The organism is Pseudoflavitalea rhizosphaerae (genome assembly GCF_003991355.1).
GTDB classification, from domain to species: domain Bacteria; phylum Bacteroidota; class Bacteroidia; order Chitinophagales; family Chitinophagaceae; genus Pseudobacter; species Pseudobacter rhizosphaerae.
In genome coordinates, this window is sequence record NZ_RCSU01000004.1 from 226,855 (window position 1) to 247,100 (window position 20,246).

The window sequence follows — 20,246 nt, forward strand, 5'->3', positions numbered from 1 at the left end:
TTTATTCCGGCATAAATTTATAAACTTCTGATCCGTGAGAGAAGGCCTTTTCTTAAAAAAGAATGTTGAGAAGTGGAAGCAATACCAATTCAACCAGCAGGCAGACCCCGATGAAACTGCCAAACGTTTCACTGAACTGGTGGATGATCTGGGATACGCAAAAACTTTTTATCCAGAAAGCAGGGTCACCCGTTACCTGAACGGGATGGCTTCCCGCATCTATCTCGATATCTACCGCAACAAAAGAGAGCCAGGTTCCCGGATCCTGCGGTTCTGGAAAACCGATCTCCCGCTCGTCAATTACAAACATCGCCGCGAACTTTTCTGGGCATTCATCATTTTCACTACTATGGCCATTATGGCCGCATTCTCTGCGGCGCATGACGACAGCTTCGTAAGGGGCATCCTCGGTAACGGGTATGTGGAAATGACGGAAGACAATATCGCCCAGGGCGACCCGTTTGGAGTGTATAAAGATGAGAACCGGATGGAAATGTTCCTTCGTATTGCGCTCAATAATATACAGGTGTCGTTCCTGGTATTTGTAGGAGGAATTTTTTTATCGCTCGGTTCCGTATGGCTGTTATTCATCAACGGCGTGATGGTAGGGGCATTCCAGTATATGTTCTTTGCAAAAGGACTGGGCTGGGATTCCGTGCTGGTGATCTGGATACACGGTTCACTGGAAATATCCGCCATCGTGATCTCCGGTGCTGCGGGCTTCATACTGGGTAACAGTATCCTGTTCCCCGGAACGAGGAAACGGCTCGATTCGCTGAAAGTGGGCGCCAAACATGGCGCCATGCTCATCATCGGGCTGGTGCCGATCTTCATTGCAGCCGCTTTCCTGGAAGGTTTCGTTACCAGGCTTACGCATATGCCCAAAGCCCTGAGCATATCCATCCTGGCCATCTCCTTTATATTTATCATCTGGTATTTTGTGATCTATCCTATGATTGTGAACAGAAGATCGCAATCCCCCGAATTGTCATAATCACTCATGGTTTTACAGAACTCATATCGCTCCTTTGCAAAATGGCGTTTACTGATGGTAGTGATAGCGGTCTTTTATTGCTCGCTGGCCAATGCACAGGAGGTTATCGTGGATACGGCGCCGCCACAGGCTAAGTATTCCGTGGAAGATGAAGAAGTGGAGGACGTAGAAGAAACTGAAGGAACCGGCGCCATCGCCGCACCTGCGGAACCTGAGCTGCGCAAAGTGCCTGATTCCATAGTGAAGCGGTACAAAGCAGATCCCGATTTTGCTTACGCGAATGATCCTGAATATTGGGAGAAACCGGAGCAAAAGAAAAAAAACGATAATAGCAAATCCAAAAGGGAAAGAGAGGAGCGCGATTTTTCCATGCTGGATTTCTCCGGTGTGTTTGGCGTTGTGAAAGTAATATTCATTGCCCTGTTGATTGCCCTGCTTGCCTTCCTGGTATACAAACTGATGGGCGACCGCTGGCCCTGGCAGCAACCGGCCAGACTGAAAGAAGATCAACAGGCTACGCCGGAAGAGGAACTGAATGTGGATGAACTGCAGCAAAAGATCCGTGAATCCATCGATCAGCAAAAATTCAGGATGGCCATTCGTTACAGCTATCTCTTTACGCTTCGCAGGATGGACGAAAAAGGATGGATACATCTCGATGCCAGATCCACCAACCACGACTATGTGCAACAGATGAAAGACCACGACCCGCAGGGCACATTCGCTTATCTCACCAATGTCTATGATTATGTATGGTATGGCGAATTTGAACTGAACAAAGAGCAGTTCGCTCTCGTGTACAAAGATTTCCAGAATTTCTTAAATACTTACAGCCATTGAAAAAACTACTGACATATCAATGGTTGCTGCTGGCGCTGCTGTCCACTGTTCTCATCGCATCCTGTGGGCCGAAGAAAAAGAAAGTGCTGGATAAGCGTGTAACGCTGCTGCGCACAGACAAGATCCCTTATGGCGCCTGGTTTGCTTATGAAAACCTGCAGCATATTTTTCCGGACGCTACAGTGGATGTGGACAAAAGCGGGTTGATGCATAAGGGAGACAAGAACGCTGCATACATTATCATTTACAGGAATGTGCTGCCCACGGAAGAAGAATCGGTCACGCTGGGAAATTTTATCGCCGAAGGCGGACATATCTTCCTCTCTGCCTGGCGCTTCAATAAGCATATCCTGGATTCATTGCATCTTGAAATGTCGTCGGATTTCTTTTCACAGGAACGGGCCGTAACAATCGATGACCCTGTAACCGGAAAGACCGATACTTTCTCTTATCCCGGAATGCCCTTTGAAGACTATTTCTCAAAAATTGATTCCAGCATCACCACAGTACTGGGACATAACGCAGATGGCAGACCGAACTTTTTGAAATTCACCTACAATAATGGCGGCGTTCTATACCTTCATTGTGCGCCACAAGCCCTGAGCAATTTCTTCCTGTTACATAAAGACAACAAAAAATATTATGATGCTGTGATGAGTCATTTACCATCCACCATCACAGATCTTCAATGGAACGAATATTTCCGCACACACCGTAAGAACGATGATGAGAAATTCTCTGCCCTTGGCTGGCTCAGGGACCAGCCTTCTCTCGCGGCCGCCATGTGGCTGTTGCTCCTGCTGGCTTTGCTGGTGTACCTGTTCGAGTCCAAACGCAAACAGCGCGTGGTGCCTGCGCGTCCGCCATTGAAGAATGCCACCGTGGAGTTTGCCAGAACAGTGGGCCGCCTTTACCTGCAGCGAAAGGACAATAACAACCTTGCTTACAAAATGGCTGCTATCTTTATGGACCATGTGCGGCGGAAGTTCAATGTGCGAACCACCATGGATGATGAATTCGTAGAAAAATTATCACATAAATCAGGATATGATAAAGAAGCGCTCGCCAATCTGCTGTACCAGTTGAAATACGCGCAGGCCCACAAAGGCGTGAGCGATATGGAATTACTGGAATTACAGCAGAAGCTTGACCATTTCTATCAGCATACCTGATCAACCAAACAATCACTAATACAAACGCATACTTATACATGGAAACGAACGAAATTTTTCAGAGCCGCACTGATTTAGGCATCCTGCACCAGAGCGTACACACCCTGAAGCAGGAGATCGGGAAAGTGATCGTAGGCCAGGAAGAAATGGTGGAGCTGTTGCTGGCCGCCATTCTTGCAGACGGTCATGTGCTCATTGAAGGTGTTCCAGGTGTTGCCAAAACCCTTACGGCAAAGCTGCTGAGCAAATGTATCTCTGTTGATTTTTCCAGGATCCAGTTCACGCCGGATATGATGCCCAGCGATGTGATCGGTACTTCCGTTTTCAATCCGAAGGAAAGCAATTTCCAGTTCAAGCGTGGCCCCATCTTCAGTAATATCGTACTGATCGATGAGATCAACCGTGCGCCGGCAAAAACACAGTCGGCCCTCTTTGAGGTGATGGAAGAGAAGCAGGTTACGGTTGATGGTCACAGTTATGCGCTGGAATCCCCCTTTATGGTGGTGGCCACGCAGAACCCGATAGAGCAGGAGGGGACCTATCACCTGCCAGAAGCGCAGCTGGACCGTTTCCTGTTCAAGATCATCGTTTCCTATCCAACGCAGGAGCAGGAATACCAGGTAGTGATGCAACATCACCAGAGTAACCTGAAGGATATGGTGGGCCAGGTGAATGAAGTGTTGACCGGCGCGCAGATCGAGAGCCTGCGTCAGCAGGTGCGCACCCTGCATGTTGAGCCCAAACTGATCGGCTTCATCACGGCCATCGTAGCCAGCACACGCAATCACAAAGCCATCTACCTGGGTGCATCGCCCCGCGCAAGTATCGGTATCCTGAATGGCGCCAAGGCATTGGCGGCTATCCGTGGACGTGATTTCATCACCCCGGAAGATATCATCCATATCACTCCAGCTGTATTGCGCCACCGACTGGTGCTGACGCCGGAAAAAGAAATGGAAGGCGCCAATACAGACGACGTGATCAGGGATATTGTTACACAAATTGAAGTTCCAAGATAAAAGATGCTGAAGCGTTTCATAAAACCATTGTTCTTCGGGCGCGCATTCTACTGGGGATTTGCGGTGCTGATCCTGTTGTTTGTGCTGTCTTACAATTGGGTGTACCTGTACAGTATCGCCAAATATGCGGTCTTGTTCTTTGCCGCCCTGGTGCTGCTGGATTACCTGATCCTCTTTGCAAAAACTAATGGCATCAGCGCAGAACGGAATATGGCTGACCGTTTCAGTAATGGTGATGAGAATGCCGTGAGCATTCACCTGAAGAACAGGTACAGTTTTCCTGTTTTCCTGAAAGTGATCGAAGAGCTTCCCGTGCAGTTCCAGCGCAGGGACTTTCTGATGAAGGCCAGCCTGGGAATCGGCAAAGAAACGATACTGCATTATAAGCTGCGGCCGGTAGAGCGCGGCGAGTATTCTTTCCATTACACCAATGTATTTGTGAAGAGTGCGCTGGGACTGATCATTCGCCGTTTCCAGGAAAGCGGTGAGTCCACCGTGATCAAGGTGATGCCTTCTTTCTTCGCGCTTCGCCAGTTTGAGCTGCGCGCCATGAGCAATAACCTGGCAGATGCAGGAAGCAGGAAGATCCGCAAGATAGGTCACAGTCTTGAGTTTGAACAGATCAAAGAATATGTTACGGGAGATGATATCCGTAGTCTCAACTGGAAAGCCACAGCCCGCAAGGGAGGACAACTGATGGTGAACAATTACTCCGATGAGAGAAGCCAGCAGATCTATTGTGTGATAGACAAAGGCCGTGTGATGAAAATGCCTTTCGAAGGTGTGAGCCTGCTTGATTATGCCATCAATGCCACGCTGGTGCTCACGAGGGTGGCCCTGCTGCGGCAGGACAAAGCAGGTATGGTCACATTTGCGGATACACTCGGCCAGTTTGTGCCTGCCGACAAGAAAGCAGGACAAATGAACCTGGTGCTGGAAACGCTCTACAACCAGCAAACGCAGTTCCTGGAATCCGATTATGAAAAGCTCTATGCGCTGGTGCGTACCCGCATCACACAGCGCAGCCTGATAGTGCTGTTTTCCAATTTCGAATCTGTGGGCGGGCTGCAAAGACAGTTGCCGTATATCCGCAGTATTGCCCGCAACCACCTGGTGCTGGTGGTATTTTTCGAGAATACGGAATTGAAACAGCTCACCGAAAAGAAAGTGACCGATATCGAAAGTCTCTATATGCGCACGATAGCAGAAAGGATCGGTCACGAAAAAAGACTGATCGTGAAAGAACTGCAGCAGCATGGTATCTCCACCATTCTCACCACGCCGCAGAACCTGACGGTGGAAACCGTGAATAAATACCTGGAGCTGAAAGCGAGGCAGGCTATTTAAACGGCTATTCCTATCTTCGCCGCATGGAACCTACACCGGTAAATGTATTTGAACAGGGCACGGTATTGCTGATCAACAAGCCTCTTGAATGGACCTCTTTCGATGTGGTGCGCAAAGTGCGCAATATGATACGCATCAAGAAGGTAGGGCATGCAGGCACGCTGGACCCATTGGCTACTGGGCTGCTGATCGTTTGTACCGGCAAGTTCACCAAACGGATCAATGAATACATGGCCCGCGAAAAAGAGTACACCGGTACTTTCACACTTGGCGCCACTACACCTACCTACGATCTTGAAAGCGGTCCGGAAAACTTCAAAGAGTTCCGGCATCTCACCCATGAGCAGCTTCTCGCTGCCACAGTTCCATTCACCGGCGAGATCTTACAAATGCCTCCCATGCATTCTGCCATCAAGAAAGATGGAAAGCGCCTCTATGAACTGGCGCGAAAGGGCCTGGAAGTAAAAGTGGACCCGCGTCCCGTAACTATCAAAACCTTCGAGATCACTTCTGTGGATTTGCCGGTTGTGCATTTCCGTGTGGTCTGTTCAACGGGCACGTATATACGTAGCCTGGCGCAGGATTATGGTGCAGAATTAGGATGTGGCGCTTATCTCAGCAGCCTGGTGCGCACACGCATCGGAGATTTTACACTGGATCAGTCCATGACCATGGATCAGGTAGCCACTTATATCGAAGTTGTGAAAACAGGCGCAGAGCCCGATCAGAAAGGATAACCGATACCCAGCTGGAATTGTCCGCTCGTTATCTCGAGCTTGTGGAACCATCCGCCATTGGTATTGGCGAATACCGGGTTCTTGAGTTTATAGGCCCAGTCGAGCCGGATGAGGAAAAAGTCGAAATCGAAACGAAGACTGGTGCCTCCGCCAACAGCAATATCTTTATACAACCTGTCTAACCGGAAACTGGCATCATCGATGCTCTTGCCGGTGTTATCGAATTCCTTGCTCCAGATATTCCCGATATCAACAAAGAGAGCGCTGGCCACTTTGATACCTGCAATGGTAGTGAGGTTGAAGCGGTACTCCATATTCATTTCAAGCTGCATATTGCCGAAGCGGTCGATAGCTGAGGTTGAGTCTGTGGGCTCATACAAAGTTGCAGATCCCGGGCCAAGTCTTCTGATCTGCCAGGCGCGCATACTGTACGGGCCGCCGGCGGAGAAGGCTTTGAAGAAGGGGAGATTGTATTCCCTGATGATGGCGCCATTGGTATCTGTGGTTTTTCCATAGATGAGGCCCACGCCGCCATAGGCGCGGAATGCGAGTGAAGATCTGCCGAAATCGATATAATGTTTTACTTCTGCATCCAGTTTCAAATAACGGCGAAGGTTACCCAGGTCCAGGTTTTTGATGAGTCCGAAGATGGCGCCGCTTTCTTCCACGCGTCCGCGGAGGAGCGTAGTTCGTTTACCCCTGGTAGTTACAGTGCTGGCGCTGAGCACCTGGCTGATGATCATACCATCGTTGAAGGCGAAGCGGTAGGCTGAGATATCTTTTTCCAGGCGGCGTAAACTATCGGTCTTGCGTACACTGGTATATTCGAAATTGAGTGGAATGTATTGCCAATTGATCCTTCTGCGTGGTGTTTCACTGCTGCCGCGTACTCGGCCGCTGATCCATTCGTAACCCCAGCTGGCCTTTATGCTGGGCACCTGGAAGAATTCGCGGCGGTTGGTATAACCCGCTTCCAGGCTCAGTACGGTACGTGGACTGAGCACGCGGTCTTCCCGGCTATTGCTCTGTTTCCAGGGCAGGATGAATTTGGGGAAATAGATATTGTGCGAAAAGCTGGCCTGTAATGTCTGCACCAGGTTGGTACCTAATTCGATCCCGAAACGCGCGTTGGTACTGGTCTGGATCGCTTCGCGATAAGCATTGCGGTCAAGCAGGCGTAAGTTGAGGCCGATACCGAAGAAGCGGCCATTGGAGAGGAAATCGCTCACATTACGACTGGCTTCCACATCCACCGTGATACTTTGTTTCTTGGCGGGATAGAGGCGGAGTGTGGCATCCAGCAGTGGCACCGAATCATAGCGTTCACGAAGATCGAGGTCTACATTCTGCCAGGGCCCCAACTGGTTGAAATTATTGATGGTTCGGTAATACCTTCTCTGCCGGTACAGCGCTCCGGGACGGAGTGAAATATTTTCGGCAATGAAAGGCAGCTTGAACTTGCGTGTATTGTAATAGAATTTGAACTGATCGATGGTGGCAGTATCCCTTTTCTGATCTGAGGTATCTTCCATCAGGTACAGGTCGGGGTACACAGAAATATTCCCCATGTAGAATTTGTTCAGGTGCGTACTGTCTTTGGGTTCCCGCTGTTTGAAGACTACATTGATGGTGGGCTTTTCCCTTTTACGCCGGAGTGAATCCAGCAGTTGGATCTGTTCGAAAGGGTCGAGTGTGGGATCGATGAGGGCGGCAACTATAGTATCCACTTCTGCGTATACACTTTCCCGGGTGATCTTGTAATAGCCATTGTCGCGGAACGAAGTCAGCAACCGGTCGATTTCCGTGGAGATGGCGTCTGTAGTGTAGGGCGTATTTTTCTTCAGATCAGAGCGGTTCTGGTATTCCAGCGCCAGCTGCTGCAGTTCGGGCGTTGTGAGCGCATAGCCGATACTGTCGATGGTCAGTTGCACACCAGGGTCCACATTGAATGTAATATAGGTGCGATTCCGTTTATTGACGGTTTTGAAATAAAATGTATCTGATATATTCGACTGAAAAAATCCGTTAGCCTTCAGAAGGGCGGTCATGAAAACCTTTGAGCGCCCGATATTGGTGGTATCGAAGATGGGCGGCTTCACATAGTTCATCACGATCCCTGCATAGGAGACCACGCGAACCTTGAGGCTGTCATCAAGCTGGTTCTGTAGCTTGCTCACCAGTTCTCTTTTCTTGTATCCGGCCATATTGCCTTTGATCTCGATATTGGTCTGGTAAACGAAGGTCTTGCCGATCATGGCTTTCTTCACGGTAGGGATGCAACTACTTCCCAGCATCATGCACAGCAGGCAATAAACTACCCACCGGGATTGCTTTACAAATGCAGTAACTTGCTGGCCGGATGACATCATCACAAAAAATCGAAGCGCAATGTTGGTTAAAACGCAGGTCAAATATATTCAAAGTTTAAGCCAGAAAAAATTAAGGGATGAAGAAGGTGTATTTGTAGCAGAAGGTCCCAAGATCGTGGAAGAGTTGTTGCAGGCCGGAAATACAGACCTGGTTCAGCTTTATGCCGAACATGAGTGGATACAAAAGCAGGCATTCCTGCCACAGAATGCAGTGCAGACGGTCACTTCGGCCGACCTGGAGCGCATCTCCTTCCTACAGACGCCCCACCAGGTGCTGGGCATTTTCCGCAAACCTGCATTCCCCACAGGTCTCAGCCTTCGAAATAAAATTTCGTTAATGCTCGATACCATTCAGGATCCCGGCAACCTGGGCACCATCATCCGATGCGCCGACTGGTTCGGGATCAGCACTGTGATCTGTAGCCGCGATTCGGCCGACGTGTTCAATCCCAAAGTGGTTCAATCCACCATGGCGGGCATTGCCAGGGTCCGTGTTCTGTATGAAGAACTCCCTCAATTCCTGCAGCAGCACTCCGATATTCCCGTATATGCGGCCACGTTGAATGGCACGCCGCTGCCGAAGCTCGGGCAACTGAAAGAAGGCATCCTGCTGATCGGTAACGAAAGCAAGGGCATCAGCAATGAGCTTCTTGGGATGAGCAGTCATAAGATTACCATTCCGCGGATTGGCAAAGCGGAATCACTGAATGCCGCAGTGGCAACTGGCATTATCCTTTCGCATATTGTCTGACGTTATTTTATGTGTATGGGCCCGGGGGTATGTGTAATCAGGCTGGGAAACGAACCGGCGCAGGAGGATATATGTTGGGCTGTGGAAGGGAGAGATTGGTCTGGTGCAGCAATGGGCCGATATGCAATGAACAAATGCGGATTCTTTCAATTCTGATTAATTCCGGTATTGCTTCTTCCCGTTCTGATCTGTGATGGCCGTCTTATATAATAAATTCTTTGCGGCTTCTCGTGAAAGATTGTCATTTCCGGATTATGGCTGCTGCTATCAAAGCAATATAGATGCTGCACATTCGGGAAAGTGAGTCGAAGTGATATGAAGAGCCGGCCTTGTGAAATGTAAGCGAAAAAGCCAAATAGCATTACTACAGCCCTATCCAACCAACAATAGCCCAGCATACATCCTCCTGCGCCGGTTCATTTCCCAGCCGGCGTTCATATCCTTCGACGAACCCGTCCGAATCCTTCAATGAAGCAGATTATCTGAATTGTATCGCCCGTACCGGCTGTATCATTTTTACGATAATAGTCGGGATCAGCAAAACCAGGAAGCAGATCAGGAAAGTTCCGGCATTGACGAGCGCTACCTGCCACCAAACGATGTATACTTCGATCTTCGAAATATAATACGCGTCTTCAGGAAGGCTCACCAGTCCGTAATGTTGCTGCAGCCAGCAGACAGCCAGACCGATCAGGTTGCCGAAGAAGAGGCCGGTGAAGATGATCACCGCGCCGTGGAAAAGGAAGATCTTCTGGATGGTCCAGTTACTGGCGCCAAGCGCCTTGAGCAGTCCAACCATGCGGATGCGCTCCATCACCAGGATCAGCAGGCAGGTGATGAGATTGAGCGTGGCAATCACGATCATGATGATGATCACGATCATGATGGTCTTGTTCTGCAGGCCCAGCCAGTCGAATATATTGGGGAAGATATTCTTGATGGTGCTGCCGCGCATGCCCAGGGGAAGATCGGGGATGATAGCTTCGTTCACCTCGTCCATCTGGTTGAAGTCTTTGAGGATGAGCTCGTAGCCGCCAATTTGTTCGGGTTGCCAGTTGTTGAGGCGTTGGAGCAGTCGGAGATCGCCGATGGCGATGAGCTTGTCGTATTCCTCGATGCCTGTTTTGTAGATACCCGTTACCGTTAGTTTGCGGGTGCGGGGCGGGGCGCCCTGCCGGATGAAGTAGACGAGGAGGGCATCATTCACTTTCAGGTTGAGCCGGTTGGCGATGTGCTGAGAAAGATTGATCTCGTTGCTGTAGCCACTGTCGGGGAAATTCACCCAGCGACCTTCTATGAGGAATCCTTTGAGGTTGGAGAAATCGTAATCCTTTTCCACACCTTTGATCAGAACGCCTTCGATGGTTTCTTCCGATTTGAGAATGGCATTGCGGGTGGCGAATGCCTGAACGGATTTGATCTGCGGATGCAGTTTGGGAAGATTGGTAACGGAATCATTCTTGAGGATAGGGATCTCTTCTGCAATGGTGACACGGGAACCGCCCCAGCTCTGGATGCGGATATGTCCCCAGAAACTGAAGACTTTCTGGCTGATGGTTTCCTTGAACCCGTTGGTGAAGGCCATGGTGAGGATCATCACGGCCACACTGATGATAGTGGCGCCGATTGATAAACGGATCACGAACCTGGAAAAGGATTTCTGCGTATTGAAAGCGATCCGTTTGGCAATATAGGCGGCGATATTCAAGATGGGTATGTTTATTGCGCCTCAAAAATAGCCGCTGGCATCAAATACTGCCAAAGTTTTTTCTTTATTTATGTTATAATTGTGCACAGTACATTTACGAAGTAAACAGATCAACCGATGAAAACCTTGTACCTGCTTTGTTTGATAACGATCTCAGGAGTGTCAATGGCTCAGATCCCGGACGCGGTTTATGCGCCAGGTATCAAGTCTGTTCAGCTGTTCCGCAGTGGCGACCAGCTCAGTTATCCCGTGATCCGCCTCAACAGCAGCGAAAAGCTGGAACTGCATTTCGATGAGATAGGAGGGGGCGTGAAGCCATATTCTTACACTTTCCAGCTCTGCAATGCAGACTGGACGCCAGCCTTACTGAGCCAGTTCGACTATATGCGCGGCTTCATGCAGCAGCGTATCAATACCTACCGCACGTCCAGCATCGCTTTCACCAGGTATACACATTACCAGGCTTCGCTGCCCGATCAGAACTGTTTTCCTACCCGTTCCGGCAATTATATCCTCCGGGTTTTTCTGAATGCAGATACCAGCAAGACCGTTTTCACCAAAAGGTTCCTGGTGGTGGATGAAAAGGCCAGCGTTCCTGCGCAGATCCAGCAGCCATTCAACGGACAATTCTTCCGCACGGGACAGAAAGTGCAGTTCAAAGTGCAGCTCAGTGATGCGCTCAGGGTGAGCAACCACCTGCAACAGGTGCACGTGACCATTCTGCAGAATTACCGCTGGGACAATGCACATATCGACCTCAAACCAACTTTTTTCTCCCGCAATACACTTGAATACAATACGGAGAACGATGCCATCTTCCCGGCAGGAAAAGAGTGGAGATGGGTGGATATCCGTAGCATCCGCTTCCTCAGCGCTCAGATAGCCAGTGTGAAAAACAAGCCCACCAGCACGGATATCTTCATGCATCCCGATACAGACAGAACTGGACAACGTTTCAATTTCTTCCGCGATGCAAATGGTATGTACACCATCGAAACCACGGAAAGTATCAACCCGCTCTGGCAGACAGATTATGCTACGGTTTTCTTTTCGTATGTGCCAAAGGGTAATATCCCCTTTCCTGATAAAGACATTTATCTTTTTGGCCAGTTGACAAATTACAATCTCAACGATTCCGCCAAAATGGTTTGGAACGAAGAGAAAGGCGCTTATGAAACCAGCCTGTTTTTGAAACAGGGTTATTATGATTATTGTTATGTGACCATCGATAAGAACGATCCCAAACGCCAGACCAGCTTTGAATTTACGGAAGGTAATTTCTGGGAGAGCGAAAATGAATACATGATCCTGGTTTATTATCGCCCGATCGGCGGCAGGGCCGATGAATTGATCTCGGTGGGGAGAGTGAACTCATATACGGGAAGGCAGGGGATCATGAGAGGACAGAGTTATTAGAGGCCTGATGGAATATGATTTATTTTCTTCAGGATCTGAAGATGGTTTTGAGTGGGGACATATCTAATGGCTTTGTTGTTTTTGCTTGCTGTCAAAAGCCCATCCTGAACCAGGTGATTCAGGTCTGTGCGGGCTGTTTGGTTACTGGTGTTGAATAAGGACTGAATTTGTTTGACCGTAAAAAATGTAGCCGGGTCTTTGACGATCTCCTGAATAACGAATATCTGTCTGTCATTATAGTTGGTGGCGCCCCGTAACATGGTAATCATATTCTTCTTTTCCGTCACTTTCCTTTCGATATACTTTTTCAGGTCTTCCAGGGCAAAATGGATTGATTTCAGGTTGTAGATCAGGAAATAGGTGAGATCATTTCCATCCAGTTCTGTGTGCAGAAATGCCTCCGCGTACTGAACTTTTGATCTGAGTATGATTCTTGATACTGACATGTATTCTATTAGCCAGTAGCCTTTCTTAAGAAGGTGCCAATAGAAAATAGTGCGGGCTGTTCTTCCATTTCCATCAGCAAAAGGGTGAATGAATCCGATGAGAAAATGAAGGATGACTCCTTTTGTGATTGGGTGTATAAAAAAATCCTCCTGGTTTGTATTCGCAAACTCACAGAACTTTTCCATCAGTTCATTAAGAAGCTGATGAGAAGGTGGCTGGTGTAAAGTTCTGCCGGTTTGCCTGTCAATTACTTTTACTTCATCATCTTCCCGGAATGCTCCAACCTCTTCAGGCATGATCAACGTATCCTTCGTCAGGATAGTATGCAGGTCTTTTATGTTCTTAATGCTCATGGGTTGATTTTTATTTTCAACGATCCACTGCATTGCTTTATAGTTATTCAGAATCATTTGTTCTGAAACGTTTCTGGGCTTGCGGTTGGTTTCAAGCATACGTTTGGCCAGAACCCGTGTAGTATCGGCGCCTTCCAGTTGGGACGAAGCAATGGCTTCTTCCATTAACGAACTGATAAGATATCGGTCGCGGTCTTCAGAAGGTATGATGGCGTCTCCCTGTATATTGCCTCCGAGGTTCAGATCAAATTCATGTAAGAACTTTTGCACTACTGATGGAGTTCCTACATTTAAATTCAGATTCGCGAAGGGAGATATGATCTTGTTGGATATTCTGTTCGCTTTAACTGCAGACCACAAGCGCGTGGGTTCAAATCCCCATTCTTTTGCTTTGTATTTACATTTATTCCAGTAGTAGTATTTTTTTTCCGTCAGATTCAGGAACTCATTGAATTTATTCTTTTGAAAGAGTTCCTCCAGAACTTCCTTGTAAATAGCGAAGTTGTATGCGGGAGGACGTTCAGGGAATTTCATAATCTCCTAATTTCTCCAAATTTATCAAAAATTAGGAAGAAATATCATTTTATCTCCTAATTTTTGATAAATTAGGAGTTGTTAGGAGGTTTAAAAATTATTGTAATTGATTGATATTTAAAGTATTAATTGTTTTTTGGTAGCCAGATCGATAATATTATTGAAAATTTATTTGACAGTAGTAAGCGGCCCGGGAAATAATATCCCTTAATTGATTTTCAATATTTTATTTCATTTGATTTTCTCATGAATTCATTTCTCCTTATCTTTGCGGCCGGCAGGTCTTACACGACCAGCTCCTGCAGACTCCCCCAGGGCCGGAAGGCAGCAAGGGTAAGCGGTTGTAGCGGTGCGATGTAAGTAATCTGCCGATTTTTTTTCTATTTTTCCTCTCCATTATACTCCGTACCACTTATCTAAAATTTTTTATATGAAATTCTTCATTGATACAGCCAATATTGCACAGATCAAAGAAGCTCATGATCTCGGTATTCTCGACGGTGTTACTACCAACCCTTCCCTGATGGCCAAAGAAGGCATCCGCGGAGAAGAAGCCATCAATAAACATTATCTCGATATCTGCGAGCTCGTGGATGGCGGTGATGTGAGCGCTGAAGTGATTTCAACCGATCTCGCCGGTATGATCGAAGAAGGTAAAAAACTTGCAGCTATCCATCCGAACATCGTGGTGAAGATCCCCATGACCAAAGATGGTGTGAAAGCGCTTAAATATTTTTCCGACAACGGAATCAAAACCAACTGTACACTGGTATTCTCTGCCGGTCAGGCTATCCTGGCTGCAAAGGCAGGAGCCAATTACGTTTCACCTTTCATCGGTCGTATTGACGACAGCAACTGGGATGGTGTACAACTCATAGAGCAGATCGCTCATATCTACAGCCTGCAGGGATTCAAAACTGAGATCCTCGCAGCCAGTATCCGCAGCCCGCTTCACATTGTGAAATGCGCTGAAGTTGGAGCCGATGTTTGCACCAGCCCGCTGGATGCCATTCTTGGTCTGCTGAAACATCCGCTGACTGATATCGGTCTCGCGAAATTCGTAGAAGACGCGAAGAAAATGCAGGAACAGAAAGCCCCTGTTAAATAACTAAACCGGAAGCCAGGTATTTGGAGTGAAATACACCTTGTGCCTGGCATCTGAGAAGGCAAAGCGGAAGTAATTTCGCTTTGCCTTTTTTTATGCTCGTTCGGCAAAGGTTATGGAAGCGTTCGGCAAAGGTTATGGACCGACGGCTGTAAAACATAGCGGCGCTTAGGTTTTATAATGGGGCTTTGGGATGGAGAGATGGGGCTTATGTAGTTGGGATGGGCTTTGGGGCTTATGTTTTAAAGGCCGTCTTGTCATAAACCTTTGCCTCACTGGCTGGAGGTGCAGCAGTTTTTACCCGCGCTTCCTCTTCCTCGCGGGCTGCTTGCCTGAAGGTTGCATCACTTCTTCCATCGTTTTTAATACCTCATCATCGGGTAATTTTTTGATGTAGATGGTGATGCTCTCGCGCAATGATGTATCTGCCTTCAGAATGGCTTTTACTACCACGCTGTCTGCATTGAAGGTTGAATCGAAATACAGATTGTTGCCATCGAACTTACCACCGGATGTGGTGAAGTTGAGGTCTTCGGCAGATAAGGGCAGCCATCGTCCATTACTCATCTTTGCATCCACATTGATGTAGTTGTACACGCCGCCCTTTTTCAGGCTGTCTGTGTACAGATGGAAAGCGATACTGTCCACTTTTACTTTTCCCTTTTCCTGTTGGGCGAAAAGGGGAGAAGTGGAAAACGAAAAAAACGCTATGGCAACTAAAATTCTCAGCATATCAGGCGTCAAGTTAATGAAAATGCGGCTTATTGTGGTCAGACGGTTTCCGCAAGAAGCGGGTTGCTTCTCCAACGTTATCGGGGGAGTTTTGTGATCGTATCGTTCACAACAAAAAACTGTAGTGTATGTTATTTGAAAAGATAGAACTTTACCGACCATTGACAGCTGAACAACACCAGTACAATACCATCGCCAGGGCCATCGAATACCTGTATGCCAACTTCAAAGACCAGCCAGATCTGGAAGAAGTGGCCGCGCAGGTGCATGTGAGCCCCTTTCATTTCCAGCGCATGTTCACGGATTGGGCAGGCATCAGTCCCAAGCGTTTCATGCAATACCTGACGGCTGATTTCCTCAAAGAGAAGCTGAGGGATTTTTCCAGTATCGCCGATGCTGCTGATGCAGCCGGACTCAGCAGCCAGAGCCGCGTTTATGATCTCTTTGTAACGCTGGAAGCCGTTACGCCACAGGAGTTCAGGGAAAAAGGAGAGGGCATCATCATCGACTATGGTTTTCATGCAACGCCTTTTGGTGAAGTGATCATCGGCGCCACGCCACGCGGCATTTGTTACCTGCATTTTTTGCAGGATGCAGACCATGAAAAAAGTGTACAGCAATTGCAACTGAGCTGGGAGAAAGCCGCGCTGCAACACAATCCGCAAAAGACTGCCCGGTTGACTGAAATGGTTTTCGATCCTTCCAAAAGAACGGGAAAACTGAACGTGCTGGTGAAAGGCACCAATTTCCAGGTTAAGGTTTGGAATGCACTGTTGAAAATTCCTTCAGGAGCACTGACCACCTATCAGGATGTAGCCCGCGAAATCGGCAACCCGCGCGCGCTTCAGGCAGTAGGGTCCGCTGTGGGCGCCAATCCTGTCGCTTTTCTTATTCCCTGTCACCGGGTGATCCGTAAAAACCTGGTGCTGGCAGACTATATGTGGGGGCCGGAACGCAAGAAGGCCATTCTCGGATGGGAACTTAGCAGAGATATTATTGTACCGGAAACCGGTATTTTATAGCCTTCCCGGCTCTTTTTATCCCCACGAACTGCACAAGTGAAGTAAAGGTGCATAAGAATCTATTGAATTTGGAGGACGGTATCAAAGCAAAACCTATTTTGTACCTCAAAGCTGTTATATTTGCTGTCCTTTAAAAAAATAGACAAAAGTGCGATTAAAGAGTTTAGAAATTAAGGGCTTTAAAAGTTTCGCGGACAAGACCGTACTTAACTTCGACACCGGTATTACCGGCGTTATCGGCCCCAATGGATGTGGCAAGAGCAATATCATTGACTCCATCCGCTGGGTGATCGGTGAACAGAAGATCAGTCATCTCCGCTCTGAAAACCTGGAAAGCCTGGTTTTTAATGGCTCCAAAACCCGCTCCGCCAGCGGCCTCGCGGAAGTCAGTCTTACCTTCGAGAATACCAAGAATCTACTGCCTACCGAATTCAATACCGTTACCGTAACGCGTAAATTCTACAAAAGCGGGGAATCAGAGTACCGTCTCAATGATGTGCAATGCCGCCTCAAAGACATCCAGAACCTCTTCATGGATACCGGGGTGAGCACAGACTCTTATGCCATTATCGAGCTGGGTATGGTGGACGAGATCATCAAAGACAAAGAGAACAGCCGCCGCCGTATGCTGGAACAGGCCGCTGGTATCACCATCTATAAAACACGTAAGAAAGAAGCCAAACAAAAGCTGGACGCCACGGAACAGGACCTCGCCCGTATCGAAGACCTGCTTTTCGAGATCAACAACCAGTTGAAAATGCTCGAGAACCAGGCCAAAAAAGCGGAGAAATTCTACGAGATCAAAAAAGAATACCGCGAGTACTCCATCGAACTGGCCAAAGCATCTCTTGAAGGCTTTAACCTCACGTACCGCGATCTGAATACACAATCAGAAACCGAAACTGATAAAAAAGTCCGCCTGGAAGCCATCATCGCCAACGAAGAAGCAGGCATCGAAGCGGAAAAAGTAGGTTTCATCGAAAAAGAACGCGCCCTGCAAAGCATGCAGCATGAGTTCAACGACCTCCTGCAATTGCTGCGCACAAAAGAAAACGATAAAAACCTCGCTTCACAAAAACTGAACTTCCTCAAAGAACGCGAAAACAGTCTCCAGGAATTCCTCAACAAATCCGAAGGGACCCTTAAAGGACTGGAAGAAAGCATCGAGTTCACCAAACTCCAGATCGGAGAAGAAGAAGGAAAACTGGAAGGACTCGAGCAGCAGCTCGAAGACCTGAAAGCCTCATCAGAAGAGAAGCGTGGCATCTTCGATACAAAGCGTGTGCATGTAGACAGTCTCCGCAGCGAGAACCTGGCCATGCAGCGCAACCAGTTCGAAGCTGAGAAGAAAGTGGCCGTTGCCGATACTTCCATTCAAAACCTTCAGGCGAGCATCTCGCAGATCGAGGAAGAAAAAGAAGTTCGTCGCAGCCAGCTCAAACAGCTCGAAGAGGAAATGATTACGCGCGAACAGGAACTCGAAAGCCGCAAGCGCGATCTGCAACAGCTCCAGGAGCAACATGAACGCACCAAGGAACAGATCCTTCAGTCGCAGTCTGAAATGGAAGTCCTTCGCCAGCAACTGGCCGAAGAGAACCGTAAACTCGATGCCAAACGCAACGAATATGACCTGCTGAAGAGCCTTATCGATTCCATGGAAGGCTATCCCGAAAGCGTAAAATTCTTACACAATAATCCAAACTGGAACCACACAGCGCCCATTCTTTCCGATATCATTTATGTAAAAGAGGAATTCCGCGCTGCCGTGGAGAACGTACTGGAGCCATACCTCAACTACTATGTGGTGAACAACCTCCAGGAAGGTATGCAGGCCGTTCACCTGCTGGATAACAACAAAAAAGGAAAAGCCAACTTCTTCCTGCTGGACAAGTTTACTAACGCCGATGGCTCCGCGCACAGCGCACCCGCCAATACCATCCCTGCCATGCAGGTGATAGAAGTGGATGCGCAATACCGTCAGCTGGCAGAACACCTGCTGGGCAACGTGTTCATAGCGGAGAATGAAAGCGCGCTGGAAAATTCCAACGGCTCCGTAGTGCTGGAAAAAACTGGTAAATATGTAAAAGGGAAATTCTCCCTCACTGGTGGTAGCGTTGGTGTATTCGAAGGAAAGAAGATCGGCCGCGCCAAGAACCTCGAGAAATTATTCGAGGAGATCCAGGTACAGGAAAAGATCGTTGCCGACCTGAAAATGGCGATCCAGGCCAAGCACAATGAAGTGATCGGCTACAACGAACAACTGAAAGAAACCGCCATCAAACAGGCGCAGGAAGATATCAACCGCCTTACCAACCAGGTGTTCTCGCTCCAGAACAAGATCGAGAGCCTCCACGGTCTGCAAAGCTCCTCCCAGAACAGGATGGAAGACCTGCAGATGAACCTGCAGAACACTTCCGCTTCCATTGAAGGCACACGCCAGGAATGGATGAAACTGGTAGACACACTGAACGAGATCCGCGAAACCCTGCGCGTAGCGGAAGAAGAATATAAATATGCTGAAAGCCAGTACCAGCAGGCTACTGCCTCCTACAACGAGTTCAACCTGCAGGTAACGCGCCAGCATAGCCGCATCAACCAGCTGAAACAGGAGTCCGAGTTTAAAGGTAATCAGCTCCGCGATCTGAAAACACAGATCGAAAGCAACAACGCACAATTGAAAATGACCGTTGAGAGTCTCACGGAAAATGAAGAAGTGCTCGCCAATGCCGAGAATGGTCTGGTTGATATGATGCGCCGCAAGGAAGAAGAAGAAATGAAATTGAACGAAGCCGACCAGGCTTTCTACAATATGCGCAATGCGCTCAATGAAAAGGAATCCGAACTGCGGGCCAAAGTAAAAGAGCGTGAGCAACTGGACCATCTGCTTACCGAGATCAAGGACAAACTCACAGAGCTGAAGCTCCAGCTGGCCGGTATGAAGGAAAGGCTCAACGTGGAATTCCGTATCGACCTCGATGAGATCATCGATCAGCCAAGAACAAACGATATTCCCACCGAAGAGCTCCAGGAAAAATGCGATCGCATGAAGAAGCGCCTGGAGAACCTTGGAGAAGTGAATCCCACAGCCATCGAAGCCTTCATGGAAATGAAGAAACGTTATGAGTTCATCCTCGAGCAGAAGAACGACCTCGTAACGGCCAAGGACAGCCTGATGCAAACCATCCAGGAAGTGGAAGCCACTGCCAACCAGCAGTTCCTCGATACTTTCAACCAGGTGCGCGAGAACTTCCAGAAAGTGTTCAAGGCGCTCTTCACTGAAGATGATACGGCCGATATGATCCTGGAGAATCCCGAGAATCTTGCTGAAACAGGTATCGATATCATCGCGAAGCCAAAAGGTAAACGTCCTTCATCCATCACGCAGTTGAGTGGTGGTGAGAAGACGCTCACGGCCACCGCGCTGCTCTTCGCCATCTACCTGATCAAGCCGGCTCCATTCTGTATCCTGGATGAGGTGGATGCTCCGCTGGATGATGCCAACGTAGGCAAGTTCACGCAGATGATCCGTAAGTTCAGTGAAGAAAGCCAGTTCATCATCGTAACGCACAACAAAATGACCATGAGCGCTGTGGACGTGATCTATGGCGTTACCATGCAGGAACCCGGCGTGAGCAAGCTGGTACCCGTGGATTTCCGCGGACTCAACTAAGTTACTAACGTTCACATATAGATGAATATA

Annotated in this window: 15 protein-coding genes and 1 other RNA gene; 12 read left to right on the forward strand and 4 right to left on the reverse strand. The window is 48.3% G+C overall.

What is annotated here, in order from left to right:
• The first annotated feature begins 34 nt into the window (after positions 1 to 34).
• Genes D9Y29_RS08960 through truB form a run of 6 tightly spaced genes read left to right on the forward strand, consistent with a single transcriptional unit; the run spans position 35 to position 6,109 of the window.
• A complete protein-coding gene (locus tag D9Y29_RS08960) occupies positions 35 to 994 on the forward strand; it encodes a stage II sporulation protein M (protein ID WP_127127190.1) in 960 nt (319 codons plus the stop codon).
• A 6-nt stretch (positions 995 to 1,000) separates the two neighbouring features.
• Complete coding sequence (locus D9Y29_RS08965; protein WP_127127192.1) at positions 1,001 to 1,834, forward strand: DUF4129 domain-containing protein; 834 nt, start codon at positions 1,001 to 1,003, stop codon at positions 1,832 to 1,834.
• Positions 1,831 to 3,006: a DUF4350 domain-containing protein gene (locus D9Y29_RS08970; protein ID WP_127127194.1), complete on the forward strand. Its 1,176-nt coding sequence runs from the start codon at positions 1,831 to 1,833 to the stop codon at positions 3,004 to 3,006. The genes D9Y29_RS08965 and D9Y29_RS08970 overlap by 4 nt, the downstream gene beginning before the upstream one ends.
• A 38-nt stretch (positions 3,007 to 3,044) precedes the next feature.
• Positions 3,045 to 4,025, forward strand: a complete 981-nt coding sequence (locus D9Y29_RS08975; RefSeq protein ID WP_127127196.1) for an AAA family ATPase — start codon at positions 3,045 to 3,047, stop codon at positions 4,023 to 4,025.
• Between the two features lie 3 nt (positions 4,026 to 4,028).
• A complete protein-coding gene (locus tag D9Y29_RS08980; RefSeq protein ID WP_127127198.1) occupies positions 4,029 to 5,372 on the forward strand; it encodes a DUF58 domain-containing protein in 1,344 nt (447 codons plus the stop codon).
• Positions 5,373 to 5,395: 23 nt separating this feature from the next.
• Positions 5,396 to 6,109 (forward strand): tRNA pseudouridine(55) synthase TruB, encoded by a 714-nt coding sequence (gene truB, locus D9Y29_RS08985; protein ID WP_127127200.1) that lies wholly within the window; start codon positions 5,396 to 5,398, stop codon positions 6,107 to 6,109.
• Here the strand turns inward: truB and D9Y29_RS08990 are convergent.
• Entirely contained in the window at positions 6,097 to 8,406 is a 2,310-nt protein-coding gene (locus D9Y29_RS08990) for a BamA/TamA family outer membrane protein (protein WP_164735325.1), read from the reverse strand. The genes truB and D9Y29_RS08990 overlap by 13 nt on opposite strands.
• A gap of 91 nt (positions 8,407 to 8,497) precedes the next feature.
• Here D9Y29_RS08990 and D9Y29_RS08995 point away from each other — a divergent pair, with 91 nt between their 5' ends.
• A complete protein-coding gene (locus D9Y29_RS08995; RefSeq protein ID WP_127127204.1) occupies positions 8,498 to 9,229 on the forward strand; it encodes an RNA methyltransferase in 732 nt (243 codons plus the stop codon).
• Positions 9,230 to 9,707: 478 nt separating this feature from the next.
• Here D9Y29_RS08995 and D9Y29_RS09000 read toward each other — a convergent pair whose 3' ends face one another.
• Complete coding sequence (locus D9Y29_RS09000; RefSeq protein WP_127127206.1) at positions 9,708 to 10,937, reverse strand: ABC transporter permease; 1,230 nt, start codon at positions 10,935 to 10,937, stop codon at positions 9,708 to 9,710.
• A 117-nt stretch (positions 10,938 to 11,054) separates the two neighbouring features.
• Here D9Y29_RS09000 and D9Y29_RS09005 point away from each other — a divergent pair, with 117 nt between their 5' ends.
• Positions 11,055 to 12,353, forward strand: coding sequence for a type IX secretion system plug protein (locus D9Y29_RS09005; RefSeq protein WP_127127208.1), 1,299 nt, complete (start codon positions 11,055 to 11,057; stop codon positions 12,351 to 12,353).
• Here the strand turns inward: D9Y29_RS09005 and D9Y29_RS09010 are convergent.
• Positions 12,350 to 13,687 carry a Fic family protein gene (locus tag D9Y29_RS09010; protein ID WP_127127210.1) on the reverse strand — a complete coding sequence of 446 codons (1,338 nt, stop codon included), beginning with the start codon at positions 13,685 to 13,687 and terminating at the stop codon, positions 12,350 to 12,352. The genes D9Y29_RS09005 and D9Y29_RS09010 overlap by 4 nt on opposite strands.
• 275 nt (positions 13,688 to 13,962) lie before the next feature.
• Here D9Y29_RS09010 and ffs point away from each other — a divergent pair.
• Both ffs and fsa read left to right on the forward strand, forming a co-directional pair.
• An RNA gene (gene ffs / locus D9Y29_RS09015) (signal recognition particle sRNA small type) lies at positions 13,963 to 14,061 on the forward strand.
• Between the two features lie 56 nt (positions 14,062 to 14,117).
• Positions 14,118 to 14,795, forward strand: a complete 678-nt coding sequence (gene fsa / locus D9Y29_RS09020; protein WP_127127212.1) for a fructose-6-phosphate aldolase — start codon at positions 14,118 to 14,120, stop codon at positions 14,793 to 14,795.
• A gap of 294 nt (positions 14,796 to 15,089) precedes the next feature.
• Here fsa and D9Y29_RS09025 read toward each other — a convergent pair whose 3' ends face one another.
• Positions 15,090 to 15,524: a hypothetical protein gene (locus D9Y29_RS09025; RefSeq protein ID WP_127127214.1), complete on the reverse strand. Its 435-nt coding sequence runs from the start codon at positions 15,522 to 15,524 to the stop codon at positions 15,090 to 15,092.
• A gap of 128 nt (positions 15,525 to 15,652) precedes the next feature.
• Between D9Y29_RS09025 and D9Y29_RS09030 the strand changes: the two genes are divergently transcribed.
• Both D9Y29_RS09030 and smc read left to right on the forward strand, forming a co-directional pair.
• Positions 15,653 to 16,546, forward strand: coding sequence for a methylated-DNA--[protein]-cysteine S-methyltransferase (locus tag D9Y29_RS09030; RefSeq protein WP_127127216.1), 894 nt, complete (start codon positions 15,653 to 15,655; stop codon positions 16,544 to 16,546).
• Between the two features lie 148 nt (positions 16,547 to 16,694).
• Positions 16,695 to 20,216, forward strand: coding sequence for a chromosome segregation protein SMC (gene smc, locus D9Y29_RS09035; protein ID WP_127127218.1), 3,522 nt, complete (start codon positions 16,695 to 16,697; stop codon positions 20,214 to 20,216).
• Positions 20,217 to 20,246: the final 30 nt, after the last annotated feature.